Source organism: Micromonospora sp. NPDC049102 (assembly GCF_043197485.1).
Taxonomy (GTDB): domain Bacteria; phylum Actinomycetota; class Actinomycetes; order Mycobacteriales; family Micromonosporaceae; genus Micromonospora.
Genome location: NZ_JBICTE010000002.1, coordinates 178,545 through 205,445, shown reverse-complemented (window position 1 = coordinate 205,445; position 26,901 = coordinate 178,545). Strand labels below are relative to the sequence as shown.

The window sequence follows — 26,901 nt, the reverse complement described above, 5'->3', positions numbered from 1 at the left end:
TCGAGTTGAGCCGACCCGACGCAACCCAGACGTTACTACCGTCCGGTTGTCTTCCCTTGCATCGGTCGGGCACGCTTTAGCGGTGACGACGCACGGCGATTCCGCCACCCGTTCCGGCGCGCCCGCCGTCGCCGCCCGCACCGTCCCTCCGGACGCCGCGGAGGAGCCGTCCGTCACGACCGGGGACGACAGCCTCCCCGGCGCGCTGTCGGGCCTGAGGGCCGCGATCGGTGCCACCCGCTATCCGCTCGCGCTGCCCTCGGCCAGCTCCGCCCGGCACGCCGCCGGCGCGCTCACCGACCAGCTCGACGACTACCTGCTGCCCCGACTGGCCCGGCTGGACGCCCCACTGCTCGTGGTGGTCGGCGGCTCCACCGGCGCGGGCAAGTCGACCCTGGTCAACAGCCTGGTCAAGGCCCGCGTCAGCGCCGCCGGCGTGTTGCGGCCCACCACCCGGTCCCCGGTGCTGGTGTGCAACCCGGCCGACGCGGCCTGGTTCCGGCAGGGCGACCTGCTGCCCGGGTTGACGCGTACCACCGAGCCGAGCGACGACCCGCGCTCCCTGCACCTGGTGACCGCCCCGGCGCTACCCCCGGGGCTGGCCTTCCTCGACGCACCGGACATCGACTCGGTGGTCGACGCCAACCGCGCACTCGCGAGCCAACTGCTCGCCGCCGCCGACCTGTGGCTCTTCGTCACCACCGCCGCCCGGTACGCCGACGCGGTGCCGTGGGAGCTGCTGCGCAGCGCGCGGAACCGGGGGGCCGTGATCGCCATGGTGCTCGACCGGGTCCCCGCCGAGGCCAGCGACGAGATCGCCGCGCACCTCGCCGAGATGCTCGCCGCCCAGGATCTGGGCCGCGCGCCGCTGTTCGTCCTGCCCGAGACCTGGGTCGACGGTCAGGGGCTGCTCCCCGAGGGGGCCACGGCTCCGCTGGCCGAATGGTTCGCCCGGCTGGCCGCCGACGCCGACGCCCGCGCCGCCGTGGTCCGCCAGACGCTCGACGGTGCGCTGGCCGCCCTGCACCCCGCCGTCGAGGAACTGGCCGACGCCGCCGACGAGCAGGTGACCGCCGCCGACGGGTTGGACGAACGGGTCCGAGCCGCGTACCGCGGAGCCGAGCGGACCGTCGAGCAGGGTCTGCGGGACGGGCGGCTGCTGCGCGGCGAGGTGCTGGCCCGCTGGCAGGAGTTCGTCGGCACCGGCGAGTTCTTCCGCACGCTGGAGGCCCGCATCGGGCGTCTCCGGGACCGGGTGGTGGCAGCCGTCACCGGCCGTCCCGCGCCCTCCTCCGAACTGCGCAATGCCATCGAGTCGCAGCTCGTCACCCTGCTGCGGGGTGTGGCGTCCGAGGCCGCCGAATCCGCGTACACCGGGTGGAAGGCGCACCCGGCGGGCGCGGACCTGCTCGAACCGGGGCTCGCCTATCCGAGCGACGACCTGCCCGAGCGCGCCGAACGGATGGTCCGGGACTGGCAACGCGCCGTGCTGGAGCTGGTCCGCGTCGAGGGCGCCGACAAGAGGTTCGTCGCCCGTACCGCCGCGTACGCGGTGAACGCCACCGGGCTGGCCGTCATGATCGCCGTGTTCGCCTCGACCGCGTTCATCCCCACCGGGCTGGAGGTGGCCACCGGGGCCGGCACGACAGTCGCCGCGCAGGCCGTACTCCAGGCGATCTTCGGCGACCAGGCGGTGCGTACCCTTGCCGCCAAGGCCCGGGTCGACCTCCTGGCACGGGTGCGGACGCTGCTGGACGCGGAGGCCGACCGCTTCCTGGCCCGCACCGCCGACGCCCGGCCCGCCGAGGCGGCCGGCGAGGCGCTGCGCCAGGCGGCCGGACGGGTCGAGCTGGCCCGGCACCGCAGCGGCCTGGCTACCGACGACACCCTGCCGGCCGGCGACGAGGAGGGTTCCCGGTGAGCAACATCGCCGGCCGGGTACGCGAGGTCTTCCGCGGTGACCAGCGGATCGACCCCGACGCGCTGATCGCCCGCCTGGACGCCGTACGCCGACTCCTCACCGCTGTCGACGGCCTGCTGCCCGACGCCGAGCTGGTGCCCACGCACACCCTGGTCGAGCGGGCCGGCACCCGGCTCGCGCTGTCCCGCGACCACACCGTCGTCGCCCTCGCCGGCGCGACCGGCAGCGGCAAGTCCAGCCTGTTCAACGCGCTGGCCCAACTGGAACTCTCGCCCGTCGGTGTCCGCCGACCGACCACCGGTGTGACGCACGCGTGCGTGTGGGGCCCGCTGGAGGACGCCAACCGCCTGCTCGACTGGATCGGCGTGCTGCCCCGGCACCGCTTCGTACGCGAGAGCGCGCTCGACGGCGACGACGAGACACCCCTGCACGGGCTGATCCTGCTCGACCTGCCGGACTTCGACTCGGTACAGCGGTCCCACCGCCTCGAGGTCGACCGGCTGCTCGGCCTGGTCGACCAGGTGGTCTGGGTGGTCGACCCGCAGAAGTACGCCGACCGGGTCATCCACGACAGCTACCTGCGCGAGTTCCACCGGCACCGGGACGTCACCCTCGTCGTGCTCAACCAGGCCGACCGACTGCCGGCGGCCGAGCTGCCCCGCGTCCTGGACGACCTGCGCCGACTGCTCGACTCCGACGGGCTGACCGGCGTGCCGCTGCTCGCCACCACCGCCATCGACCCGGCCGGGATGGTCGGGCTGCGCACCGCGCTGGAGCGTACGGTCGCCGAACGGCAGGCTGCCCTGCGCCGACTGGCCGGCGACGTCGACACGGTGGTCGCCGGGCTGGACGGAATGATCGGCTCGGCCCGGCCGGCGGGTGGTCCGGACGACGCGACCGTCGCCGCGCTGAAACGGGCATTGGCCGACACCGCCGGTGTACCGACGGTGAGCGAGGCGGTCGAGCGGGCGTACCGGCATCGGGCCGTAGCGGCCACCGGCTGGCCGGTGGTCCGGGGCTGGCGGCGGTTCCGGCCCGACCCGCTGCGCCGACTGCATCTGCCCGGTCCGGCCGGCGCGGACGCCGACCCGGCGGAGAGCCTGGTCGCGGCGACCTCGGTGCCCGACCCGACGGCCGCCCAACGATCCGCACTCGGCCTGGCGATCCGTGCGGTGGCCGACCGGGCCGCCGGCGACCTGCCCGCCGCCTGGCCGACGGCCGTGACCTCGGCGGCCCGGTCCCGCCTCGACGACCTGCCGGACGCGTTGGACCGGGCGATCGCCGGCACCGACCTCGGCCTGGACCGCCAGCCGGTGTGGTGGCGCGTCGTCGGCGGTGTGCAGTGGCTGGTCACCCTGGCTGCCGTGGTCGGCCTGGGCTGGCTGGCGCTCGGCTACGCCCTGCGGGCGCTCGGCCTGCCGGCGCTGGACAACCCGATGGTCGGGCAGGTGCCGATGCCGACCGTGCTGCTGCTCGGTGGTCTGCTGGCCGGGCTGCTGGTGGCGGCGCTGACCCGGCCGGTGGTGCGCTGGGCGGCCCGCCGGGCGCGGGCCCGCGCCCGGCAGCGGCTGACGGTCCGCGTCGCCGAGGTCGGCGAGGAGTACGTGCTCGCTCCGGTACGGGTCGTGCTCGCCTCGTACGCGCAGGCGCGCGACGCGCTCCGCGAGGCTGCCCGCCGCTGACGCCTCTGCGTACGCCCCGAGCGGCGTAGGGTCGAAGCATGGCCACGCCTCAGACCCCCTACGACGCGGTGCTGCACGCCGCACGCGACGTGACCAAGCTGGAGTCCGCCCTCGACGCCGAGATGCTCGGCAGCGCGCTGCTGGGCAGTGTCTACGCCATCGCGGAGACCGACCGCGACACCGCCGTGCGGGAGTTCGTCACCGGATTCCTCACCGCCACCGCCCGCCGGCGGATCGCGGCGGCGACCACCATCCGGCAGGTCTTCGCCACGCTCGTCCCGAATGCCGAGGGCGCCGATCGGGTACGCCCCGGCAGCCAGGCGCCCGCCTGGTCCGGTCAGCTCGGCCGGGTGCACCTCACCGGCAGTTGGGCCTACGGGGACGTGTACGGCGACCAGACCTCCTACCTCGCCACCTTCGCGTACGACGACGCGGCCGGGGGCTCGGAGCACGCACTGGTGGCCCTCATCGACCACAACATCGGGATCACCAAGGACATCTTCGTCGGCGGGCCCGCCGAGCGGATCCTGGACCAGGTCCGGCAGATGTGCGCCGACGACGAGCTGACCTGGTTCCGTACCGAGGACCCGGCCCGGCTGCGGGGCGAGGTGGCCCGTCACCTCTCCGTCACGGACGACCTGAGCGAGCTGCCCGGCGAGGGCTCGCTCGCCACCGACCGCGCGCTGGTGGGCGCCCGGCTCGCGGTGCTGCCCATGGCCGCCGTGCCGACCGGCCCGGCCGAGGTCGAACCGCTCACCGCCGCCGAGCGCACCGACCTGGTCCGGCGTTTCCTGGCGTCGCCGGAGGCCGCACGGTTCGGGCTCGACAGCGTCGACGGTCCCGAGCTCGCGTCGCTGCACTTCTGCCTGAGCCTGCTGCTGGACCACGCCGCGTCCTTCCCCGACGCGGACCCGATGCGGTGGAGCCCGGCGGTATCCGGCCTCTTCCTGCTCGACTGGGTGCACCGTCGTGCCGTGCTCGACATGGACGACGCGGCGATGCTGCCCCGGGTCCTGCGCGCCTGGGCCCGGTACGCGTCTCGCCAGCGAGGGCTTCCCGAGGCCGCCGCCGAGCGGACCGACGAGGCCATCGAGGAGATGGTCGCGGAGTTCGCCCGGCTCTACTCGACCGGCGAGCGGCGCAGCCCGGCCACCGCGGCGGTCGCTCAACTGATGGCCGACGGCGTGGACCCGGACGACCCGGCCGCGCTGGACGCCTGGATCGAGGCGAACCGGCACCGCCTCGCCGACGACGGCGCCTGACGGCAACCGGGCGGGTGGCGCAGAGCCGCCCGCCCGCCCGCCCGGTCCGGTGCTGTGCTGTGTGCGGTCCGCTGCTTTTGGCGCGGGGCGCAGCGGGGCGAGGTGGCGTCGCAGTCGGCGCGGTCGCTCAGCGCAGGAGGCCGAAGACGATCGCGGCGATCAACGCGCCGAGCACTCCGCCGGCGAGCACCTGAGAGATGGTGTGGTCCCGCAGACGTACGCGGGACCAGCCGACCACGCCCAACAGCGGCGCGGCGACCAGCAACCCACGCCCGAAGGTCAGCGCCAGGATGACCAGGGTGCCGGCGGACACCGCCGAGTGGATCGACATCTTCCACCAGTGGCTCACCGACACGGCGATCACCAGTCCGACCAGCCCCGCCACCGCCAGCGCCAGCAACGGCCGCGGCGCGCCGAGGACGAGGAGCAGCGCGAGGCCGGCGGCGACCGAGCCGAGACCGACCAGCAGGGGTACCCGGCGCTGCTCCCGACGACCGATGTGGTGGTCGGTGAGCCGTCCTCGACGAACCCCGCCGACGATGTAGGCGAACGGGATGCCGGTGACGAAGACCGTCGCGAGCAGGCCCCACACCAGGCCCCGGGCACTGCCCCGGGTGCTGTGCCAGCTCACCGTGACGATCAGCAGCGACACCAGCACGGCCGGGGCGGTCAGCTCGGTGACGAGTCGGGCGACCCGCAGCCCCGGTCCGGGGCGGGCAGCGACCGGGCGGGGTTCCGCACCGCCGCCCACGCCACCCCCTCTGGTACGCGCCCACCACCGACCAGCGCCGCCTCGGCGACACCTGCCCGTCACCGTACCGCCGGGAAGGCCCTCGAATGCACGGGTCCGGCCGCCGACCGACGGACCGTCACGCCACCCCAACGGTCGCCCCCACGACCCCCCGCGCACCGAACCCCTACGTTCACTCGCGGTGATCAAGAAGTTTGCGTCACCGCGACCACGATTCTTGACGCAAACCTCTTGATCACCGAAGGCCCGTGACTGCGCGGGGTTGGCGCCTGCCCGAGGAACCCTGGCGTCGTCGGTTCCGGGGGGCGGCCTCCACGATCGCGCCGATCTTGCGGTTTCTGTCGTCGTGGTGGGCGGATCGAACCTTATGTCTCGACAGACAGTGCAAGATCGCGGCGGACTCGGGGCTCGGCGGGCTCGGGCTCGGCGGTGGGGCTGGGCGCGAGCGTTGGTGGCGGCGCCGTTGTGGGCTCGGGCGGGCGTGGGGTGGGCGACTGGCGTGGGGTGGGCGACGGGGGCGGGGTGGCGGACGGGGGAGGGGTGCTTGCCGGCGCGGAGAGGGTGCTGGTGGGGACTGCGGTGGGTGTCGAAGGGTCGGTCGTGGTGGGTGCCGGGTCGGTCGTGGTGGGTGTCGCTGGATCGGTTGGCGACGGGCTCGGCGTGGACGACGTCTCGGTCGGGTCCGGCGGGCCGGTCGGCGACGGCACCGGCGACGGGCTGGGCGGTGGCGCGGCGGGCGGCGTGCTCCGCGTGGGTCGGGGGGCTGGCGGCGCGGAAACGACCCGACGGGTGGGCACCCGGTCGTCCAACCTCGGGCCGTACCACGAGTCGTCCGGGACACGCCGGGGCGCGGCGGGCAGCCAGTCGGCGGTCGCGGTCGGACCGGCACTGGGTGTGTCGGGTGTCGGGAGCACGGGCGGCGGCTGACTGGTCACCGGCATCGGGATGACCACCGGCCCGACCGACGGGGTCGGGATGAACGGGGTGCTGGTGTCCGGCAACGCGGAGGTACCCGGGGTGGCCGAGCCGGCGCTGATCGCCGCCAGGACAGGCATCGACGCGGTGCCGGCCAACAGCGCGACGGTGAGCAGGTAGCCCCGGGAGGAACCGCCCGCACCCGGTGCCCGGTGCGCACCGATCACCCGGCGGTAGCCGCCCGGCGAGCGGTGGCGGCCGAGCGCGGGTGTGCCGGGGCCGTCACCTGACTCGTCCACCACACACCCCTTGTCGTCGGCCCCTGCGGTCACTGTCGGAGGTCGTCGCACGGGGTGACGGCCGGGGGCTAATCCCGGCCAATCACCCGATCGGCACGATCCTGCGGCAATCAGCCTCGTCCAGTTACCGTCCGTCAGCCAACACCCACCGCGTGTCGACACGCGACACTGACCGAACGGTGACGAATCAGTACCGGAACTCCTGGTGGACGCGCTACGGCACGATGGCGACAAACGCCAGCAAACCGTCGACGGTCGGAATGCGGGCCGGGCGTACTGTGGGCGCGCTCACCTGCTCTGCGAATATGGAACACGACGGCAACGCAGCCGCGACCTCCGCGCACCCCTGCGGCAGACGCGGCCCGGCGCCGGCGCTCCCGATCCGGGTTCGGCCAGAACCCGGCTCACGCCGCGCGGCAACCCCCACCCGGGCTAGGCGCGGCCGCCAGGAACCGGTCCGGCAGCAGCCGGACAGGCGCACGAGTTGCGTGGCCGGGTGACCCCCCGGTGCCGACGCAGACACGACAGGGAGAGACCGATGGCAAAGGGCGACCCCGGGGGCACCACCCGCAGCAGGCGGGCAGCTCCCCGCTCCAAGAAGGGCGCGACCGGCGACCCCGAGCTGGTGCAGCTGCTCACCCCCGAAGGTGAGCGGATCGACAGCGCCACCGGGCCGGACGGCACCGAGTACCGCGTCGACTTCTCCGACGAGGAGTACCGCGGGCTCTACCGCGACCTGGTGCTGGTCCGCAAGCTGGACGCCGAGGCGACCGCGCTCCAGCGGCAGGGCGAGCTGGGCCTCTGGGCCAGCCTGCTCGGCCAGGAGGCCGCGCAGGTCGGCTCCGGACGCGCGCTGCGGACCCAGGACATGGCCTTCCCGACCTACCGGGAGCACGGGGTCCTCTACTGCCGGGGCATCGACCCGATCATGCCGCTCGGCCTGTTCCGCGGCGTCGACCAGGGCGGCTGGGACCCGAACGAGTTCAAGTTCAACATGTACACGATCGTCATCGGCGCGCAGACCCTGCACGCGACCGGGTACGCCATGGGCATCACCATGGACGGCAAGGTCGGCACCGACGACGGCGAGGCCGCGATCGCCTACTTCGGCGACGGGGCGACCAGCCAGGGCGACGTCAACGAGGCGTTCGTCTGGGCCAGCGTGTTCAACGCGCCGCTGGTCTTCTTCTGCCAGAACAACCAGTACGCGATCTCCGAGCCGCTGGCGCGGCAGACCCGCGTCCCGCTCTACCAGCGGGCCGCCGGCTTCGGCTTCCCCGGCGTACGGGTGGACGGCAACGACGTGCTGGCGTCGTACGCGGTCACCCGCACGGCGCTGGACAACGCCCGGCACGGGCAGGGCCCGAGCCTGATCGAGGCGTACACCTACCGGATGGGCGCGCACACCACCTCCGACGATCCGACCCGCTACCGGATCGCCAGCGAGGTGGAGTCGTGGCAGGCGAAGGACCCGATCCTCCGGGTCAGGACCTTCCTGGAGAAGCAGCAGATCGCCGACGCGGCCTTCTTCGCCGAAGTCGACGAGCAGGCCCGCCGCGAGGCGGTGCACCTGCGCGAGCGCGTGCTCACCATGCCCAACCCGGAGCCGGTGACGATGTTCGACCACGTCTACCCCAACGGGTCGCCGCTGCTCGACGAGCAGCGTGCGCAGTTCAACCGCTACATGGAGTCGTTCGAGGGGAGCGCCCACTGATGGCCACGGAGACGCTCACCCTCGGCAAGGCCCTCAACACCGGACTGCGCCGCGCCCTGGAGACCGATCCCAAGGTCGTCATCATGGGCGAGGACGTCGGCAAGCTCGGCGGCGTCTTCCGGATCACCGACGGGCTCCAGAAGGACTTCGGTGACCAGCGGGTGATCGACACCCCGTTGGCCGAGTCCGGCATCATCGGCACCGCCGTCGGCCTGGCCATCCGCGGCTACCGGCCGGTCTGCGAGATCCAGTTCGACGGCTTCGTCTACCCCGCGTACGACCAGATCGTGTCGCAGGTGGCGAAGATGCACTACCGCTCGGGCGGCAAGCTCAGCATCCCGATGGTCATCCGGATTCCGTTCGGTGGCGGCATCGGCGCGGTGGAGCACCACTCCGAGTCGCCGGAGGCGTACTTCGCGCACACCGCCGGCCTGAAGGTGGTGTCCTGCGCCAACCCGCAGGACGCGTACGTGATGATCCAGCAGGCCATCGCCTCGGACGACCCGATCGTCTTCCTGGAGCCCAAGCGGCGCTACTGGGAGAAGGGCCAGGTCGACCTTGACGCGCCGCTGTCCGACGCGTACCCCCTGCACTCGGCCCGGGTGGTGCGGCCTGGCACGGACGCGACGGTGCTGGCGTACGGCCCGATGGTGCGCACGTGCCTGGAGGCGGCGACGGCCGCCGCCGAGGACGGCCGGGAGTTGGAGGTCATCGACCTGCGCACGCTGTCGCCGCTGGACCTGGGCGCGGTGTACGAGTCGGTGAAGCGCACCGGGCGCGCGGTGGTGGTGCACGAAGCGCCGTCGAACATCGGTCTGGGCGCCGAGCTGGCCGCGCGGATCACCGAGGAGTGCTTCTACTCGCTGGAGTCGCCGGTGCTACGGGTGACCGGGTTCGACACCCCCTACCCCGCCGCCCGGGTGGAAGAGGAATACCTGCCCGACCTCGACCGGGTGCTCGACGCCGTCGACCGCACCTTCGGCTGGTGAGTGACATGTCCCGGATCAAGACGTTCAACCTGCCCGACCTGGGCGAGGGGCTGACCGAGGGCGAGATCCTGGCCTGGCTGGTCAAGGTCGGCGACACCATCGAGCTGAACCAGCCGATCGTCGAGGTCGAGACGGCCAAGGCGGCGGTGGAGATCCCGGCGAAGTGGGCCGGGCAGGTGCAGGCCATCCACCACCCGGAGGGCACCACGGTCGAGGTCGGTACGCCGATCATCGCGATCGACACCGACCCGGGCGCGGGCCCGCTGGACGCCCCGTCCACCACGGCCACGCCCGACGGTGACCTGCCCACTCCGTCGGCGGCGTCGCTGGCGGCGGTGGAGGTGGCACCGGCCGAGGGCATGATCGAGCCCGGCCTGATCGGCGGTGCGGCCCCGGGCGGGCGGACAGCGGTGCTGGTCGGCTACGGCCCGCGTACGACCAGCGCGAAGCGCCGCCCTCGCAAGGGCGCCGTTCCGGCGCAGACCGCGACCACCGTGGCCCCCGCTGGGGTCGATCATGGAGTTGTGGTGGGTGACAAGCCGGCTGGCGCTCCCACGATCCCGGCACCACACGTCCATGATCGACGCGGCGGGGCGGTCGGGGCAGGCGCGGCGGGGGTGTTGGCCAAGCCACCGGTGCGCAAACTTGCCAAGGATCTCGGGGTCGACCTGCGGACGCTGACCGGGTCGGGGCCGCTGGGCTCGATCACCCGGGAGGACGTACAGCAGGCGCTGAGCGGAGCCACGGCGGCGGCCGAGCCGATCATCGCCACCTCGACCGCGACGAGCGCCGCGAGCTTCGGCGCGGACCGTGAGCAGCGCATCCCGGTCAAGGGGGTCCGCAAGCTCACCGCCGAGAACATGTCCCGCTCGGCGTTCACCGCCCCACACGTGACGGAGTTCCTGACCGTCGACGTGACCCGGGCGATGAAGGCCCTGGAGCGCCTGCGGGGCCGACGGGAGTGGCGCGACGTACGGGTCTCACCGTTGCTCCTGGTGGCGAAGGCCGTGCTGCTGGCCGTCAAGCGTCACCCCATGGTCAACTCGACCTGGGCGGGCGACGAGATCGTGGTCAAGGAGTACGTGAACCTCGGCATCGCGGCGGCCACCGAGCGCGGTCTGATCGTGCCGAACGTCAAGGACGCCGGCCGGCTCTCCCTGCGGGAGTTGGCGGACGCGCTGAACAACCTGGTGCAGACGGCGAAGTCCGGCCGCACCTCGCCCGCGGACATGTCGGGCGGCACCCTGACCATCACCAACGTCGGGGTGTTCGGGGTGGACACCGGGACGCCGATCCTGCCGCCTGGTGAGTCGGCGATCCTCGCCCTCGGCGCGGTGCGGGAGATGCCCTGGGTGCACAAGGGCAAGGTCAAGCCCCGTCAGGTCACCACGCTGGGGCTGAGCTTCGACCACCGGATCATCGACGGTGAGCTGGGCTCGAAGTTCCTGCGCGACATCGGGGACTTCCTCGCCGACCCCGAGGCGGCGCTGCTCGCCTGGACCTGACCGGTCCGCAACGCCAGCCACGGCCGGTGTGCCACGGGTTAACGCCCGGCACACCGGCCGTGTCCGTTGGGCGACGGAACTGTCAGCCGCGAGCCCTGTTGACCTTTGATTGTTAGGCAAGTGTCTCAGCTCACCTAATAATCGATGGAAGTTGGCCGGCTTCTGCTGTTGAATAGACGCATCAGGGGCCGACAACCGAATAGCCAGGGGGACCCAGCAATGAGCAGCATGATCGAGCGAATCCGCAACCACCGCGACGCCAACCGCCGCGCGCGTGCCATCGAGCACGCGCTGCGCTCGGCGACTTCGCCGGCCGTTCGCGAGGAGCTTCTCGTCATCGCCCAGCGTCACATGAGCTGACGCTCCACGACTTTCCTCACCTCCTCCAGATCGATGGCCCACCCGGCTCACCGGGTGGGCCATCGGCATTCCGCCCGCAGTTCACACCGGGACGCCAGCACGTGACACCGGGATTCCGCCCTGCCGCAGCGCCCGGTACGGTGGGCTTCGGTCGCCGCCCGCCGGCCCGGCCGACGCCGAGCCGATAGAAGCTGCTCGACGCCAGCCGGCGACGGGCAGTGACGACCGGTGCTCCTTGGACGCCCCAAGGGGCCACCGGATACGGTGCGGGGAGCCGGCACGGCGGTACGCCGGCGACGCCGGCAGCCATGCCGAGGAGACGATCGGCACCGGCGGCCGACATGTAATGGAGGAGGCGCACCCATGACGTCCGAGGGCCCGCACCGTCCCGGCCAGGAGCCGGACGAGGTGTCGCCGGGCGCCGGCGGACCGGCGCCGTACGGCGACCGCCCGGCGCAGCCGGACAACGGCTACAACGCCGCCGGCCCCGACCTGGGCTGGGCACCACCCCCGCCACCCGCCCGGCCGAACCCGTCCTGGGCGACCCAGGCCGAGCAGCAGCCGAGCCCCGCGTGGGATGCGGCCGCCGCACCTCAGCCCAGCGATCCCGCGCAGCCCGCGTGGGCCTCCGGTGGTCCATCGGAGCCGGCCCAACCCGCTCAGTGGACTCCGCCGCAGCAGGGCTGGACGCCGCCCGAGCAGGCCGCCCCCGCCTGGCCCGCCGCCCCCGCCGAGCAGCAGCCCGACTGGGCGCAGGCCCAGCCGGCCGCGCGAGGCGCAGCCCAGGTGCCCCCGGCCACCACCGCGTGGCCCGCCCAGGACGACCCGTCCCGCTCCGGCGGATGGGCAGCCAGCTCAGGCCAGGCCAACCCCCCGGCCCCGGAGTGGCACGCCGAGCCGGCGCAGCCCGCCGGCCGCGCTGGCGTACCCGCCCAGCAGGACGACCCGTCGGGGTCGGGCGGCTGGGCCGTCGGAGCGGCCGCGGCTCGGGAGGACCAGCCCGTGTGGACGCCGGCCGAGCAGGCACCCCAGACCTGGGGCCAGCCCGCCGAGCAGGCGTCTCCTGGCTGGGCGCAGGCCGAGTCGGCCGGGGCGCGCGGCGCGGCCCAGGTCCCGGCCGCTAACTGGCCGGCGCAGGACGATGCCCCGCAGCCCACGACGTGGGGCGGCGCGGAGAGCCGTCCGCAGCAGCCGGACTGGGTGCTCCCGCCCCAGGACCAGCCCGCCGAGCGCCCGGAACCGACCGCATGGCCCCAGGCCGAGCAGTCCGGCTCCGCGTCCGCCCGGGCCAGCGTCAGCGTGCCTAGCAGCGACCCGACGCCCGGGTGGGCCGCCGCAGGCCCGGACAACCCACCGCAGGCCAGCCCTGGCGTCGCGGCAGTCGAGCCGTGGTCACCGGGCGAGGTGTGGGGCCGCGCCGAGGCGGAGGCCTCCGCACAGGCTCGCGGCGGCTGGGACGCCGGCCGGGGCGACGAGCCGCCGGTCTACCAGCCCGCACCCGCACCCGGCATCTCACCCGCCAACGCCGTGCCGCTGCCCCCGCAGGAGCAGCGCGTACCGGGTGCCAGCCTCGCCGCCGCCCCGCCGGCCGACTTCGTGCCCTCGACGCCGTACGCCCCGATCCCTGAGCAGCCGGCATACCCCGAGCGGGACACCCCGGACGCCGCCGGGCCCGCCGCCTGGGGCCGCGCCGAGGAGGCGTCAGCGGGTGCCGCCGTGGTGCCTTCTCCGCGTACGTCCCCGGAGGCCGGCGCGGGCCGCGCGGTCGTACCGGTGTCGGACGCCGAATCGGCCGCCGGAGCGGCGGGCCGTGCCTCCGCGAGCGCCTCGGTGCCGCTGGCCAGCCGGGTGATGCCCCCGACCGACCAGGCCATGCGGCCGGCCAGCGCCGGCACGCCCCAACCCCGGGTGTACGGCCGTCCGGCCCGGCCCGAGGACAACGAGCCGGAGCAGGCGGGCCCGGAGGCGTTCCAGGCCGACCCGAGCCCCGAGCAACCGGGCATGCCCGACTGGCAGCAGGACGCCGGCCGCCCCGCCGCACCCGACTGGCAGCAGGCACCGGAGCGCCCGAGCACCCCCGACTGGCAGCAGGACGCCGGCCGCCCGAGCGCACCGGACTGGCAGCAGGCGTCGGAGCGCCAGGGCCCGCCGGACTGGCAGAACGGGTCGGAGCGGCAGAACGGGTCGGAGCGGCAGGGCTTCCCCGGTTGGGGCGACGACTCGCCGTCCGACCGGTCGTCCGCGCCCAACGCCTTCGGTGAGCCCTCCGCGGCCGCCGCCGCGCCGCCGGCGTTCCCCGCCGCCGCGCCGCCGGCGTTCCCGCCCGGTGTGCCCTCCTTCGTCGACGCACCGGGCAACAACCGGCCGGTGAACGGGGTTCGACCGCAGTCCGGCGGTGAACGTCCGGCCGACCCGTTCGGCCCGGGTGCACCGGCCGCCGGGACCGCTGCGATGAGCGGCGCTGCCGGCTTCGGCGGGCCGGTCGGCGAGCAGGCACCGGGCGCGCAGTTCCCGGCCTTCCCGCCGCCGCAGTCCGCGCCGGCCTGGGGCCAGGAGGCCACCGGATCGGACCAGGGCCGGTTCGACGCGTTCAAGCCGGACGCGGAGGAGGAGCCCAAGGCGGAGCCGCCCGCGCCGAAGGTGCGCAACGGACGGGTTCTGGCCGCGGTGCTGATCGCCGCCGTGCTCATCCTGGCGGTGCCGCTCGGCCTGCTGATGCTGCTCGGCAAGTTCGGTGGGGCGGACAAAACACCGGCCTTCGACCCTGCGGTCGGCACCTGCGTCAAGCAGGTCGGCCAGGGCGCCTCGGCGGTGAACTGCACCGAGGCGGGAGCGTTCACGATCGTCTCCAAGGTGGACGCGAAGGACAAGTGCGCCGACCCTGCTCAGCCCCATGTGGTGCTGCCCGGCGAGGGCACCAACCGGGTGCTCTGCCTCAAGCCGGCCACCAAGTAGGACCTCCGACGGCGGGGTCACGGGCAACCGTGGCCTCGCCGCTCCGCGTCCGGGGGCCGGCGCATGATCCGGTGGCGCTGAGCGGTTTGGGGCGGTGCCCGTGGACGGGGCTGCGGGGCGTGGCAGGCTGCAGGCATGGGAACGACAGCGCGCGTACGGGCACCTGAGCTTCGGGGCCGGCAGTGGCTCAACACCGGCGGCAAGGACCTGACCCTGCAGGACCTGCGCGGCAAGATCGTCCTTGCCGATTTTTGGACCTTCTGTTGCATCAACTGCCTGCACGTACTCGACGAGCTCCGCCCGCTGGAGGAGAAGTACGGCGACGTGCTCGTCGTGATCGGCGTGCACTCGCCGAAGTTCGAGCACGAGAAGGACGCCGACGCGCTGGTCGCCGCCGTCGAGCGGTACGGCGTGCACCACCCCGTACTCGACGATCCCGACCTGGACATGTGGCAGCAGTACGCGGCCCGCGCCTGGCCGACCCTCTCCGTGATCGACCCCGAGGGGTACGTGGTGGCCACGATGGCCGGCGAGGGTCACGCCGAGGGTCTGGCCCGGCTGATCGACGAGCTGATCGCGACCCACGAGGCCAAGGGCACCCTGCACCGGGGTGACGGGCCGTACGTACCGCCGCCGGCACCGGAGACGGCGCTGCGCTTCCCGGGCAAGGCGGCGCTGCTGCCGGACGGCAACCTGCTGGTTTCCGACTCGGCGCGGCACTCGCTGGTCGAGGTGGCCCCGGACGGCGAGACGCTGGTGCGTCGGATCGGCTCGGGCGAGCGGGGTCGGGTGGATGGGCCGGCCGGCTCGGCGACCTTCTCCGAGCCACAGGGCCTGTGCCTGCTGCCCACGCACGTCGCCGAGGTGGCCGGTTACGACCTGGTGGTCGCCGACACCGTCAACCACCTCCTGCGCGGCGTACGGCTGGAGTCCGGCGAGGTGGTCACCGTGGCCGGCAGCGGGCGGCAGTGGCGCGCCTCGGTCGACGACCACGCCCACGACGCGCTCGCGGTGGACCTCTCGTCCCCGTGGGACCTGGCCTGGTACGACGACAAACTGATCATCGCGATGGCGGGTGTCCATCAGCTCTGGTGGTTCGACCCGATCAAGCGGACCGCCGGCATGTACGCGGGCACCACCGTCGAGGCGCTGCGGGACGGGCCGCTGGCCGAGGCGTGGATGGCGCAGCCGTCGGGGCTCTCCGTCTCGGCCGACGGCTCCCGGCTCTGGGTGGCCGACAGCGAGACCAGCGCGATCCGGTACGTCCAGAACGGGGTGCTGGGAACCGCCGTCGGGCAGGGCCTGTTCGACTTCGGGCACGTGGACGGGCCGGCCGAGTCGGCACTGCTCCAGCACCCGCTGGGCGTCTGTGCGCTGCCGGACGGCTCGGTGCTGATCGCGGACACGTACAACGGCGCGGTGCGCCGCTTCGACCCGGCCAGCAACCAGGTGTCCACGGTCGCGGACGGGTTGGCCGAGCCGAGCGACCTGGTGCTCACCCCGTCCGGGGAGGTGCTGGTGGTGGAGTCGGCCGCGCACCGGCTGACCCGACTCGCGCCCGGCGCGCTGTCTGCGGCTGGTGCGAGCACGGTGGACGGCCCTCGGCACCGTACCGAGCGCAAGCCGACCGACGTGGCGGCGGGCGAGGTCACGCTGGACATCGTCTTCACCCCCGCGCCGGGGCAGAAGCTCGACGAGACGTTCGGGCCGTCGACCCGGCTGGTGGTGTCGGCGTCCCCGCCGGAGCTGCTGCTCGACGGCGGTGGCACGGGCACCGAGCTGTCCCGCCGGCTGGTGCTCAACGGCGACGTGACCGCCGGGGTACTCCAGGTCACGGCCCAGGCGGCGACCTGCGACGCGGACGTCGAGCACGCGGCCTGCCATCTGACCCGGCAGGACTGGGGAGTTCCGGTACGCGTGGTCGACGGTGCCGCGACCCGGCTGCCCCTGGTGCTGCGCGGCCTCGACGCGTAGGGCAGCGGGCTCGACGCCCGGCGCTCAGGCGAACGGCGCCACCGTGACGCCGGCGTCGATCAGGCTGGCGCGTACCAGCTCGGTGGCGGAGACCGCGCCCGGAGTGTCGCCGTGGACGCAGATCGACTCGACCGGGCAGGGGATCACGGTGCCGTCCACTGCCACGACGGTCCGTTCGGTGGCCATCCGTACCGCCCGGGTGGCCACCTCCTCCGGGTCGCTGATCAGCGCCCCGGGCGTGCCGCGCGGCACCAGCGACCCGTTGGGCAGGTAACCGCGGTCGGCGAAGGCTTCGGCGACCACCGGCAGGCCCGCGCCGACGGCGAGTTGGGCGAGTGTCGAGCCGGGCAGGCACAGCACCGGCAGGTCGGGATTGTGGCCGCTGACGGCGGCGACCACCGCCGCCGCCTGGGACTCGTCGGTGGCGGCGGCGTGGTACAGCGCGCCGTGCGGCTTGAGGTATCGCACCCGGGTGCGAAAGAGCCGGCAGAACGCGTCCAGGGCGCCCAGCTGGTAGGTGATCTCGTCGCGTAGCTCGGCGAAGTCGTACGCGATCCGCCGCCGGCCGAAGCCGGCGAGGTCCCGGTAGCCGACCTGCGCGCCCACCGCGACGCCGTGCCGTACCGCGCCCTCGCAGACCCGCCGCATCGTCGACGGGTCACCGCCGTGGAAACCGCAGGCCACGTTGGCGCTGGTCACCAGGGCCAGCAGCGCGTCGTCGTCGCCGAGCCGCCAGATGCCGAATCCTTCGCCCAGGTCAGCGTTGAGGTCCATGAAACCTGACGGTAGTACCTGGCCGGGCCTGCGCGAGCGGGGTCACGTCGGTGACCACCCCGATGACCGGGTATCCGCCGGTGGTCGGATGATCAGCGAGGAAGATCAGCGGTTGGCCGTCCGCCGGCACCTGCACCGCGCCGAGCACGATGCCCTCGCTGGGCAACTCGCCGGCCACCGCGCGGGGCAGGGCCGCGCCGGCGAGCCGCGCGCCGACCCGGTTGCTGACCGGGCTCACGGTGTACGCGCTGCCGAACAGCCGGTCGAGCGCGGTCGGAGTGAACCAGTCGTCGCGGGGACCGAGGCGTACGGCCAGGCGCAGTTCCGGCGCGGGTGGCACGCCGATGGTCACGTCCACCGGCGCGGGCTCTCCGGTCGGTGAGCCGAGCGGAAGACGGTCGCCGTCGCGCAGCGGGGCTGGGCCGAGCCCGGAGAGGGTGTCGGTGGCCCGGCTGCCGAGCACCGCTGGTACGTCGATGCCACCGGCCACGGCCAGCCAACTCCGTACGCCCCGACGTGCCGGACCGACGCGCAGCACCGTGCCGGCGGGCACGCTGAGCGGGCGTCCGGTGTCGCCCGCCCGCTCCCCGGCCCGGACGGTCACCTCCGCGCCGGTGATGGCGACGGTGGTTGCGCGGGTCAGCCGCAGCGCGCAGCCGGTCAGGGTGATCTCCAGGCCGGCGGCCTCCTCGGTGTTGCCGACCAGCCGGTTGGCGAGCCGCAGGGCGGCCGGGTCGAGAGCGCCGGACCGAGGTACGCCGAGGTGCGCCCAGCCGGGCCGGCCGAGGTCCTGCACAGTGGTGAGCGCCCCGGCACGCAGCACCTCGATCTCGGCGTCACCTGTCATGCCGCCACCATCCGCACGCGCGTGCCGGGACTGAGCCGGGCGGGCGGGTCCTCGTCGATGTCGAAGAGGGCCAGGTCGGTCCGGCCGACCAGCAGCCAGCCGCCGGGGGACGGGTTGGGATAGATGCCGGCGTACGGGCCGGCCAGGGCGACCGAGCCGGCCGGCACCCGGGGACGCGGGGTGGGCAGCCGGGGCAGCGCCAGCTCGGCGGGGAGCCCGGTCAGGTAGGGGAAGCCGGGGGCGAAGCCGCAGAACGCGACCCGGAACGGGGTGCCGGTCAGGCGGCGCAGCATCGCCGGCACGTCGACACCCCAGTGCTCGGCCACGACAGACAGGTCCGGCCCGTCGAACGCAACCTCCACGACGACCTCCGCGCCTGCCCCGTGCGTCGATCTTGCAGTTTCTGCCGTCGACATGACCCGATCAGGCCGTTCTGTCGGGACAGAAAGTGCAAGATCGACGGAGTGGGCGCGGGTGGTTTCGCACGCGGCGGCGGTGACCGTGGGTGCCCAACGGGACAGCAGGGTGGCGGTGGCGGCTGGGTTTGGTAGCCCGTCGAGCAGGACGGTGTTGGCCGCCGGGACGATCTCGACCGCCGTCAGGTCTCCGCGTTCGCGGCGCTGCCACAACTCGGCCCGCCAGGCCTCGACCAGGTGAGCTGCGGGCAGTCCGGTGGAGGCGTCGCACTCGATCAGAAGGGCGTGCTTCCCAACGGGCCGAATCCGCATCGCCTCATCTTCACCGACAGACGTCGTTTCCACCCCTCGCGATCTTGCACTTTCTGTGGCGGCGATACGGTGCCGTAACCTGAGGTCGTGACGACTTCCGCCCCGCTTCGCCTGAAGCCGGTCGACATCGGCAAGCCCCGGATGCGCGGCTGGCTGCACACGTACGCCTTCTTCGTCGCCCTGGTGGCCGGCATCGTGCTCTGCTCGATCGCTGCCAGCCGACCGGGCTGGGCACCCCTCGTGAGCTGCGGCATCTACAGCCTGACGGTCTGCGGGCTGTTCGGCACCAGCGCCCTCTACCACCGTCGGGTGTGGTCGGAGCGCGGCTACCAGGTGATGCGTCGGATGGACCACTGCATGATCTTCGTGTTCATCGCCGGCACGTACACCCCGCTCTGCACCATGCTGCTCTCGACCCGGCAGGCCACCGTCATGCTGGCCCTGGTCTGGGGTGGGGCCCTGGGCGGTGTGGCGTTGAAGCTCGTCTGGCCGCACGCGCCGCGCTGGGTGTCCGCGCCGCTCTACCTGGCGCTCGGGTGGGTCGCGGTGGCCATGCTGCCGGACATCCTGCACGGCGGCGGCGTCACGGCGTTGGTCCTGCTGATCGTCGGTGGTGCCATCTACAGCGTCGGCGCGGTGTTCTACGCCCTCCGCCGACCCAACCCGTGGCCGGCGGTGTTCGGCCACCACGAGTTCTTCCACGCGTGCACGCTGCTGGCCGCGCTGTGCCACCACGTAGCGATCTACTTCGCGCTGTTCGCCTGAGCCAGTCCGTTCCGGCGAGCCGTCGACCAGCGAAGACCCAACTGCGCCCGGCGGCCGGGGCGCCGCAGGGTGGTTGGTGCGTCCTTTGCTCTGCTTCAGTAGAGCAAAGGACGCCTGCGGCAGTGTCGCCCTGCCACCCGACCCGCCCGACCCGCCCGACGCGCCCAACGTGCCCGACGCGCCGCTGCTGCCACCGATGCGGCGACTCTGTCGCGCCGCGCAGACGCGAGAGCCGGGGCACCGCCACGCTGCGGACCCCGGCTCTCGCGCGGTACGGGTCAGACCGGGCGACCCGGCCGACGCACCTCGCGGTACTCCTGCACGACCCGGTCGCTCTGGACCGGCACCACCCGGTCGACCACCACGGCGTCCTCGCGGACCGGCGGGGCGACCACGGGACGACGCCGGCTGTTCCAGAAGTAGAGGGTGGTGAGCAGGCCGGCGACACCGGCGAGCATCAGCACCCAGCCGACCACGGCCAGGTTCAGCCATCCCAGGTCGGCCTCCACGGCGAATGCGAAGATCGCGCCCAGCGCGATCAGGAAGATGCTGGCACCAATACCCACGTCTCGCTCCTCGGCTCTCAACCTGGCGTACGGCCCGCCGCGGCCGTTGGTAGCGGGTGCGCCACCTTTGACTTGCCCGGGCAGGAAGATCTCCAATCGGGCAAGCTGGGGGCATGACGGACAGCCACGCCGAGACACGGACACTGGTGTTGCTCCGGCACGCGAAGGCCGAGCCGGGCAGCGAGGGTACGGACGACGCGCAGCGCCCGCTCAGTGCCCGTGGGGAGGCCGACGCGGCGGCCGCAGGTGCCTGGCTGGCGCACCACGACCTGCTGCCCGACGTGGTGCTCTGCTCGACCGCCCGGCGTACCCGCCAGACCTGGCACGGCGTGGCGATGGGGATGGCCGGTACGCCGCCGGAGGGCGGGCCGACCGGTCCGCGCCCGACCGTGCGCTACGAACCCGGCGCGTACGACGCCCAACCTGAGGAGTTGTTGGCGCTGGTCCGGACGGCCGATCCGGCGGCTCGGGTCGTACTGCTGATCGCCCACAATCCGGGCGTCTCGCTGCTGTCCGCGTTCCTCGACCCGGAGACGGCCGACGAGGAGGGACTGCGGACCGCCGAACTGGCGGTACACCGCGGCGCGACCACCTGGAGCCAGTGGGGCCGGGACGGGGCACCGATCGCCCAGCGGCACACGGCACGCGGCTGAGCCACCCGCCGGACGGCGACGGGTGGCTCAGGCGTACCTGCTCAGGACGGTGGCGCGGTCGGCGGCGGAGGGTCCGGCGGCGGAGGCATCATCGCCGTGGGATGGGACAGCCGGTTCTCCTCGACGATGAGGGTCCGGGCCCGCTTGCGCCGGTCCTGCCAGAACCAGAGGGTGGTCAGCAGCACGGCCAGCCCGGCCAGGATGAACACCCAGCCGACCGCGCGCAGATCGATCCACCAGACGTTGGCCCGGATCGCAAAGGTCATGATCGCGCCGAGCGCGATGAGAAAGATGCCGCTTCCTACACCCATGTGCGCTGCACTCCCCCGTGCGGTGGCTCTGGGCGTTCCCCTTCGTGGTCGAGGCGGGTTACCCGCCACGGCGGCGGCATACCCGACCGGGGCTGCTGAATACCGCTGACCGTGAGAGCCCGCAGACGTGACGACGGCCGGCGCGGGCGCAAACCCTCGCCGGCCGTCGAGAGGGTGCCGGGTGGTGCGACCCGGAACCGCTCAGGCGTGCCGTGGCACGGTCAGAAGGCCTCCTCCGGGAGGTCCATGATGTCGAGGTCGGCACCCTCGATGATCCGCCGGTCGGCGCCGATGCGCGGCAGCACCTCACGGGCGAAGAACCGGGCAGCGGCCACCTTGCCGGTGTAGAACGCCTTGTCGGTGGCGGAGACCTCGCCGGCGAGGGCCTTGAGTGCGACGTCGGCCTGCTTCTGCAGCAGCCAGCCGACCACTAGGTCACCGATCGCCAGCAGGAACCGCCGGCTGCTCAGGCCGACCTTGTAGACCGCACGAGCGTCACCGGCCTGCGCCTCGCCCAGCCAGCCGGTCAACACGTCGAGGATGTTCTGGATCTCGGCCAGCGCCTTCCCGAGCGCCTGCCGCTCCTCCTTGAGCTGGCCGTTGCCCGCCTCGCTGGAGATGAACTCCTGGATCTCGCCGGACACCGCCATCAGCGCCTTGCCGTTGTCCCGCACGATCTTGCGGAAGATCAGGTCCAGGCTCTGGATGGCGGTCGTGCCCTCGTACAGGGTGTCGATCTTGGCATCCCGGACGTACTGCTCCAGCGGGTAGTCCTGGAGGAAGCCGGAGCCGCCGAAGGTCTGCAGAGCCTCGTGCCCGAGCAGCTCGTACGCCCGCTCCGAGCCGACGCCCTTGACCAGCGGCAGCAGCAGGTCGTTGACCCGCTTGGCCAGCTTGGTGGCCTTCTCGTCGCCGGCCGCCTCGGCGATGGCGACCCGGTCCTGCCAACTGGCCGTGTAGAGGACGAGCGCGCGAAGACCCTCGGCGTACGACTTCTGCAGCAGCAGCGAGCGCCGTACGTCCGGGTGGTGGGTGATGGTGACCCGCGGGGCGGTCTTGTCGGCCTGCTGGACCAGGTCGGCGCCCTGCACCCGGTTCTTCGCGTACTCCAGGGCGTTGAGGTAGCCGGTGGAGAGCGTGGCGATCGCCTTGGTGCCGACCATCATCCGGGCGTACTCGATGATCATGAACATCTGCCGGATGCCGTCGTGCCGGTCGCCCAGCAGCCAGCCCTTGGCCGGTACGCCGTGCTCGCCGAAGGTCACCTCGCAGGTGTTGGAGACCTTCAGGCCCATCTTGTGCTCGACGTTGGTCGCGTAGACGCCGTTGCGCTCGCCCAGTTCGCCGGTGGTCTCGTCAAAGTGGAACTTCGGCACCACGAAGAGGGACAGGCCCTTGGTGCCGGGACCGCCCACGCCCTCCACACCCACCGGGCGGGCCAGCACGTAGTGCACGATGTTGTCGCTGAGGTCGTGCTCGGCCGAGGTGATGAAGCGCTTGACGCCCTCGATGTGCCAGGTGCCGTCCGGCTGCTGGATCGCCCGGGCGCGGCCGGCGCCCACGTCCGAGCCGGCGTCCGGCTCGGTGAGCACCATCGTGGAGCCCCACTGCTTGTCGATGAAGAGCTTGGCCCAGCCCCTCTGCCGCTCATTGCCCTCGACGTGCAGCACGTGCGCGAAGGAGGGGCCGGAGGAGTACATCCAGACCGGCGCGTTCGCGCCGAGCACCAACTCGGCGAGCGCCCACCAGAGGGCACGCGGGGCGTTGGTGCCACCCAGGGCCGGCGGCAGGTCCAGCCGCCAGAACTCGGAGTCCATGAATGCCTGGTAGGACTTCTTGAACGACTCCGGCAGCGGCGCGGTGTGCGTGGCCGGGTCGAAGACCGGAGGATTGCGGTCACTGTCCGTGTAGCTGGCGGCCAGGTCCTCGCGGGCGAGGCGGTCCACCTCGGCGAGGAAGCTCCGGGCCGTGTCGGTGTCGAGTTCCGAGTACGGCTCCTGGCCGAACGCCCGGTCCGCCCCGAAGACCTCGAACAGGTTGAACTCGAGGTCGCGAAGGTTGCTCTTGTAGTGGGTCATGCTCGCTGGCCCCGCTTCCGGACAGGTGTTACCGATCAGTAACCCCGACTGTATTACTCGCGGGTAGCCAGCGACAAGCCGATCACCCGAGTGACGGCGATTACACAGTTTCCGGGCGCTGGCCCCGCTCAGCTCTCGGCGGTGCCGACTTCCCAGCTCGGCACGGCCGGTGTCACTCCCGTACGGGAACCGACGTACTCCATGAGGACCAGCGCGATGTCGTCGTCCAGGCGTCCGTGCACCCACTCGACGAGGGCCGTTTCGAGCGAGGCGAGCCCGTCGGCGACCGTGCCGTGCCCGAGCAGCCGCCACGCCCGGTCGGCGGTGGGGAAGAACTCGCCGTCCCGCCGGGCCTCACCGAGACCGTCGGTGAACAGCAACAGCCGGTCGCCGGGCTCCAGGCGCTCGACCCGGGGACGGACCGCCGGCATGAACCCGAGCGGCGGGGCCGGCGCGGGCGGCTCCAGCGGGATCACCGCGCCCCGGCGCAGCAGCAGCGGCGACGGGTGGCCGCAGTTGACGATCGTGAGCGTCCCGCCCCGTTCCTCGACCAGCGCGGCGGTCACGAAGTCCTCGTCGCCGACGTTGCGGGCCACCGCGCGGTCCAGGTCGGCGACGATGGCGCGCAGGTCGGCCCGCTCGTAGGCCACGTGCCGGTACGAGCCCAGGACGATGCTGGCCAGGCGGACCGCGTCCAACCCCTTGCCGCGGACGTCACCGATGATCATGCGGACGCCGTACGGGGTGTCGATCGCCTCGTACAGGTCGCCGCCGATCTCGGCCGTGGCGGTGGAGGAGATGTAGCGCCCGGCCACCGAGAGCATGCCGACCTGCGGCCCGAGCGGACGCAGCACCGCCTGTTGGGCAACCGACGCGAGTTTGGTCAGCTCGGCGATCTGCTCCGCCTGCCGCTGTCGTACCGAGGCCACCGCCACGGCCAGCCCGCTCGCCAGCCCGACGGCGACCACGTTGACCGAGGTCACCAGCACCATCCTCGGGTCGGCCAGGGCGAAGCCGATCCCGATGAGGGTCGCCGCGGCACCTACACCCAGCACCACCCGCCAGGCGGCCAGGGCAGCGGCGAGGAGCGGGGCGGCCACCAGGAGCGCGACGTAGTGGGCACGGCGGCCGTCGGCCAGCTCCAGCATCGAGACGATCGCGAGCAGGACGACGGCCGCGCCGAGGCCGGCGCGGGATCCGGGGCTCAGCGGGCTACGGCCCGACTGGAGGAGTCGCGTGGGTACGAGGGACAGCATGCCTGATCGACGTGAACGGGTGAATGAACCTGGCCCGTCGTCCGAGGATGTTCTGTCCGGCCGGCCCACGCTTCCGGCCGGATCGGCGTTCCCGAATGTACTCAGCCAAGCACCTCGTAGCGAACGGTGAGCGCGCCGACGTCCACCGAGGCGATGGTCGCGAACGCGGCACGGGAGAGGTCGAGGCAGCGGCCGTCGATGAACGGGCCACGGTCGTTGATCCGCACGACGACCGACTTGCCGTTGCTCGGGTTGGTCACCCGGACCTTGGTGTTGAACGGCAGGGTCTTGTGCGCCGCGGTCAGCTCGTTCGGGTTGAACGACTCGCCGTTGGCGGTGAGCTGCCCGTCGGAGTAGAAGGACGCGCCGCACGAGCCGCTGTCGAGGACCTTCACCGCGGGCGTGGTCTTCTTCGCCCTGGTGGGGCTCGGCTTCGGCGACGCGGTACGGGTCTTGCCCCGGGAGGCGGCCTGCGGCGAGCGACTGGCGGACGGGCTGGCCGTCGCGGTGGCACTGGCGCTCGGGGAGGCGGTCGGGGAACTCGGGGTGAGGCTGCCGGCAGTGGTCGGGGTGAAGTCCAGGGCCGCCTGCCCCGACTGTCCGGAGCCGGACGTGAGCTGGACGGCACCGACCGTGCCACCGACGGCCAGGGCGACGCCGACCGCCGCGGTGGCCGCGATGCCCGCCGGAGAGGAGAAGAAGCGGGTACGGGAGTGCCTACCTGTCACCGGTCCGGTTCCTTTCGTCGACTGAACAAACCGGTCGGACCGTAACGAGAGAAGCACTTCCGAAGTCAACGTGATCATGGTGGTATGCCAGTATTTGCCCCGGTAGCTATAGCCGATCATCCGAGGTGGGGTAGGTCGAGCGGCCCAGGTGCGAACGCGCCGAGCGCCCGTGCCGCACGATGGACGAATGCCCGCTGAGCTGACCGGCCGCCTGGCCGCCCTGTTCCGCTGGATCGACCCCGGACCGGGCGCCAGCCACCTCGTCAGCGACATCTCCGGTTGGTGGCGCGACCCGGGCGTGCTGGCCGAACTGGGACCGGCCCTGGTGGCTCCGTACCGAGAAGCCGAGCCGACGGTGGTACTCGCCCCGGCGGTCACCGGCCTGCTGCTCGGACCACTGGCCGCGACCGCCCTCGGGGTCGGCTTCGTGGCCGCACACAAGCCCGGCGACGGTAGGTTGCCGGCCGGCCCGCTGACCTGGGCACAGAGCCCGCCGGACTACCGGGGCCGACAGGTCGACCTGGCCGTACGGGACCGGCACCTCGGCCCCGAGGACCGGGTCCTCGTGGTAGACGACTGGGTACGCACCGGCGCCCAGATCCACGCCCTCTACGACATCTGCGCCAGGCGCGGCGCACAGGTTCTCGGTGCCGCGGTGGTGGCCGTCGACTGCCCGCCCGAAACCACCACCGCGCTGCGGATCACCGGACTGATCACGGGGACGGATCTGCCGGGTTGACCTGAAGTTCACTTCATCTTCGACGATCGACGGATGAGCGACGGGATCCTCGACGAGGCGTACGAACGGCTCCACCGCACCGGCCCCGAATACGAGGGCTGGCTCTCCAACCACGGCCCGATGGCGGTCGAGGCGCTGGCCCGGCACGGACACGAGCGACAGGTCCACCGCTGGCTGGACGACTACCTCGGCCGGCTCGACGAACTTCCCCGCGGGCTGCGCCCGATCGACGACTGGCGGGCGGCGCTGGGCGACGAGAAGCGGACCGGAGACTGGCTGACGTACTTCGACCAGCACCTGCGCGAGCAGCCGTGGCGGGACGTGCTCGGCACCTGGTGGCCCCGACTGCTGCCCGGCATCGCCGCCGGGGCCACCCACGGGGTGATCCGGGTCGGGCATGCCGTACACGCCCTGCACCTGCACGATGGGAACCCGCCCCGACTCACCGAACTGGGCCAGGCCCTCGGGTACTGGGCGGCCCGTTGGCAGCAGGTACCCGGCGCGGACCGACTGCTCGCCCCGGCCCCGTCGGTCACCGACGCTGATCACGACGCCCCGGACGTGGTGGCCGCGCTGGCCGGGCTGCCCCGGATCGACGACCGGACCGGGGGCATCCGGGAGCGGCTGGGCCGGCTGGTGGGCGTACCCCGGTGGGAACCGGCGCTCGCGGCGCTGCGCCCCGCGCGGACGCCGACCGAGGCGGAGCGTGGGCTCCACACACTCGTGCACCACGCCGGCCTCGACTACCTGCGCTTCGGGCACGCCGAGCCGGTCATGCTGGTGCACGCGGTAACGGCGCCGACCGCCGTGCTGCGTACCCTGCCGGCACTTGACCGGGCGCTCTGGGCGCCGAGCCTCGCCGCGGCCTGGGCCGCGACGGCGGCCGTGACCTCGGTGTACGCCCCGACTGACGCGGTGGCGCCGCCGTCGGTGACCGATGCGACGCCGGAGGAGGTCTTCGCCCGGGCGGCACGGCACGGCGACGAGCACGTGGTCAAGCTGGCCGACGCGGTCCTCGACGCCCACGCGGTGACCGGTGACCGACGGCTGCTCGACGCCGCTGGCTACGCCGTGCAGCTGATCTGAGCCACGGCGGACGAATTACTGCGGCGCGCCCAGCCGCGCTGGC

General features: G+C 73.0%; 24 protein-coding genes. 15 read left to right on the top strand and 9 right to left on the bottom strand.

Annotation, left to right across the window (positions count from 1 at the left end; translation table 11 throughout):
• Window positions 1-82 precede the first annotated feature (82 nt).
• From ACGFH9_RS03525 to ACGFH9_RS03515, 3 genes are read left to right on the top strand one after another with little or no spacing between them, the layout of a single operon-like run.
• Entirely contained in the window at window positions 83-1,921 is a 1,839-nt protein-coding gene (locus ACGFH9_RS03525; RefSeq protein WP_393214684.1) for an ABC transporter, read from the top strand.
• Window positions 1,918-3,603: a GTPase gene (locus ACGFH9_RS03520; RefSeq protein WP_393214681.1), complete on the top strand. Its 1,686-nt coding sequence runs from the start codon at window positions 1,918-1,920 to the stop codon at window positions 3,601-3,603. Before ACGFH9_RS03525 ends, ACGFH9_RS03520 begins: the two co-directional genes overlap by 4 nt.
• Window positions 3,604-3,641: 38 nt before the next feature.
• Window positions 3,642-4,865 (top strand): hypothetical protein, encoded by a 1,224-nt coding sequence (locus tag ACGFH9_RS03515; protein WP_393214678.1) that lies wholly within the window; start codon window positions 3,642-3,644, stop codon window positions 4,863-4,865.
• Between the two features lie 127 nt (window positions 4,866-4,992).
• Here ACGFH9_RS03515 and ACGFH9_RS03510 read toward each other — a convergent pair whose 3' ends face one another.
• The gene (locus ACGFH9_RS03510; protein ID WP_393214675.1) at window positions 4,993-5,616 is read right to left on the bottom strand and encodes a phosphoesterase PA-phosphatase; all 624 of its coding nucleotides are present in this window, start codon (window positions 5,614-5,616) and stop codon (window positions 4,993-4,995) included.
• Window positions 5,617-6,138: 522 nt separating this feature from the next.
• Between ACGFH9_RS03510 and ACGFH9_RS03505 the strand changes: the two genes are divergently transcribed.
• From ACGFH9_RS03505 to ACGFH9_RS03470, 8 genes are all read left to right on the top strand, one after another.
• A complete protein-coding gene (locus ACGFH9_RS03505) occupies window positions 6,139-6,543 on the top strand; it encodes a hypothetical protein (RefSeq protein ID WP_393214672.1) in 405 nt (134 codons plus the stop codon).
• Window positions 6,544-6,561: 18 nt separating this feature from the next.
• The gene (locus ACGFH9_RS03500) at window positions 6,562-6,711 is read left to right on the top strand and encodes a hypothetical protein (protein WP_393214669.1); all 150 of its coding nucleotides are present in this window, start codon (window positions 6,562-6,564) and stop codon (window positions 6,709-6,711) included.
• A 657-nt stretch (window positions 6,712-7,368) separates the two neighbouring features.
• On the top strand, window positions 7,369-8,544 hold the full coding sequence (gene pdhA / locus ACGFH9_RS03495; RefSeq protein WP_393214666.1) for a pyruvate dehydrogenase (acetyl-transferring) E1 component subunit alpha: 1,176 nt from the start codon (window positions 7,369-7,371) through the stop codon (window positions 8,542-8,544).
• Window positions 8,544-9,533, top strand: a complete 990-nt coding sequence (locus ACGFH9_RS03490; protein ID WP_393214662.1) for an alpha-ketoacid dehydrogenase subunit beta — start codon at window positions 8,544-8,546, stop codon at window positions 9,531-9,533. Before pdhA ends, ACGFH9_RS03490 begins: the two co-directional genes overlap by 1 nt.
• Window positions 9,530-11,038, top strand: a complete 1,509-nt coding sequence (locus ACGFH9_RS03485; RefSeq protein ID WP_393214659.1) for a dihydrolipoamide acetyltransferase family protein — start codon at window positions 9,530-9,532, stop codon at window positions 11,036-11,038. Before ACGFH9_RS03490 ends, ACGFH9_RS03485 begins: the two co-directional genes overlap by 4 nt.
• Before the next feature lie 219 nt (window positions 11,039-11,257).
• Window positions 11,258-11,398, top strand: coding sequence for a hypothetical protein (locus tag ACGFH9_RS03480; protein WP_355245438.1), 141 nt, complete (start codon window positions 11,258-11,260; stop codon window positions 11,396-11,398).
• A gap of 363 nt (window positions 11,399-11,761) precedes the next feature.
• Window positions 11,762-14,353: a hypothetical protein gene (locus ACGFH9_RS03475; protein ID WP_393214656.1), complete on the top strand. Its 2,592-nt coding sequence runs from the start codon at window positions 11,762-11,764 to the stop codon at window positions 14,351-14,353.
• A gap of 135 nt (window positions 14,354-14,488) precedes the next feature.
• Complete coding sequence (locus ACGFH9_RS03470; RefSeq protein WP_393214653.1) at window positions 14,489-16,327, top strand: NHL domain-containing thioredoxin family protein; 1,839 nt, start codon at window positions 14,489-14,491, stop codon at window positions 16,325-16,327.
• A 24-nt stretch (window positions 16,328-16,351) separates the two neighbouring features.
• Here ACGFH9_RS03470 and ACGFH9_RS03465 read toward each other — a convergent pair whose 3' ends face one another.
• The 3 genes from ACGFH9_RS03465 to ACGFH9_RS03455 are packed head-to-tail and all read right to left on the bottom strand — an operon-like array spanning window position 16,352 to window position 18,676.
• Window positions 16,352-17,101, bottom strand: a complete 750-nt coding sequence (locus ACGFH9_RS03465; RefSeq protein ID WP_355245429.1) for a 5-oxoprolinase subunit PxpA — start codon at window positions 17,099-17,101, stop codon at window positions 16,352-16,354.
• Window positions 17,085-17,948, bottom strand: coding sequence for a biotin-dependent carboxyltransferase family protein (locus tag ACGFH9_RS03460; RefSeq protein ID WP_393214650.1), 864 nt, complete (start codon window positions 17,946-17,948; stop codon window positions 17,085-17,087). The genes ACGFH9_RS03465 and ACGFH9_RS03460 overlap by 17 nt, the downstream gene beginning before the upstream one ends.
• Entirely contained in the window at window positions 17,945-18,676 is a 732-nt protein-coding gene (locus ACGFH9_RS03455) for an allophanate hydrolase subunit 1 (protein WP_393214647.1), read from the bottom strand. The genes ACGFH9_RS03460 and ACGFH9_RS03455 overlap by 4 nt, the downstream gene beginning before the upstream one ends.
• An 87-nt stretch (window positions 18,677-18,763) precedes the next feature.
• Between ACGFH9_RS03455 and ACGFH9_RS03450 the strand changes: the two genes are divergently transcribed.
• Complete coding sequence (locus ACGFH9_RS03450; protein ID WP_393214644.1) at window positions 18,764-19,441, top strand: hemolysin III family protein; 678 nt, start codon at window positions 18,764-18,766, stop codon at window positions 19,439-19,441.
• 278 nt (window positions 19,442-19,719) lie between these two features.
• On the opposite strand, the gene ACGFH9_RS03445 is transcribed toward ACGFH9_RS03450, so the two are convergent.
• On the bottom strand, window positions 19,720-20,007 hold the full coding sequence (locus ACGFH9_RS03445; RefSeq protein WP_393214641.1) for a DUF6458 family protein: 288 nt from the start codon (window positions 20,005-20,007) through the stop codon (window positions 19,720-19,722).
• Window positions 20,008-20,120: 113 nt separating this feature from the next.
• Between ACGFH9_RS03445 and ACGFH9_RS03440 the strand changes: the two genes are divergently transcribed.
• The gene (locus tag ACGFH9_RS03440) at window positions 20,121-20,660 is read left to right on the top strand and encodes a SixA phosphatase family protein (protein WP_393214638.1); all 540 of its coding nucleotides are present in this window, start codon (window positions 20,121-20,123) and stop codon (window positions 20,658-20,660) included.
• 41 nt (window positions 20,661-20,701) lie between these two features.
• Here the strand turns inward: ACGFH9_RS03440 and ACGFH9_RS03435 are convergent, their stop codons facing one another.
• The 4 genes from ACGFH9_RS03435 to ACGFH9_RS03420 form a co-directional block, all read right to left on the bottom strand.
• The gene (locus ACGFH9_RS03435; RefSeq protein ID WP_007454197.1) at window positions 20,702-20,971 is read right to left on the bottom strand and encodes a DUF6458 family protein; all 270 of its coding nucleotides are present in this window, start codon (window positions 20,969-20,971) and stop codon (window positions 20,702-20,704) included.
• A gap of 221 nt (window positions 20,972-21,192) precedes the next feature.
• Window positions 21,193-23,049: an acyl-CoA dehydrogenase gene (locus tag ACGFH9_RS03430; protein ID WP_393214635.1), complete on the bottom strand. Its 1,857-nt coding sequence runs from the start codon at window positions 23,047-23,049 to the stop codon at window positions 21,193-21,195.
• A 128-nt stretch (window positions 23,050-23,177) separates the two neighbouring features.
• The gene (locus ACGFH9_RS03425; RefSeq protein ID WP_393214632.1) at window positions 23,178-24,305 is read right to left on the bottom strand and encodes a PP2C family protein-serine/threonine phosphatase; all 1,128 of its coding nucleotides are present in this window, start codon (window positions 24,303-24,305) and stop codon (window positions 23,178-23,180) included.
• A gap of 101 nt (window positions 24,306-24,406) precedes the next feature.
• Complete coding sequence (locus ACGFH9_RS03420) at window positions 24,407-25,033, bottom strand: septal ring lytic transglycosylase RlpA family protein (RefSeq protein ID WP_393214629.1); 627 nt, start codon at window positions 25,031-25,033, stop codon at window positions 24,407-24,409.
• A 187-nt stretch (window positions 25,034-25,220) separates the two neighbouring features.
• On the opposite strand from ACGFH9_RS03420, the gene ACGFH9_RS03415 reads away from it, so the two are divergent.
• Window positions 25,221-25,772, top strand: a complete 552-nt coding sequence (locus tag ACGFH9_RS03415) for a phosphoribosyltransferase family protein (protein ID WP_393214626.1) — start codon at window positions 25,221-25,223, stop codon at window positions 25,770-25,772.
• 33 nt (window positions 25,773-25,805) lie between these two features.
• Window positions 25,806-26,858 (top strand): questin oxidase family protein, encoded by a 1,053-nt coding sequence (locus tag ACGFH9_RS03410; RefSeq protein ID WP_393214623.1) that lies wholly within the window; start codon window positions 25,806-25,808, stop codon window positions 26,856-26,858.
• Window positions 26,859-26,901: the final 43 nt, after the last annotated feature.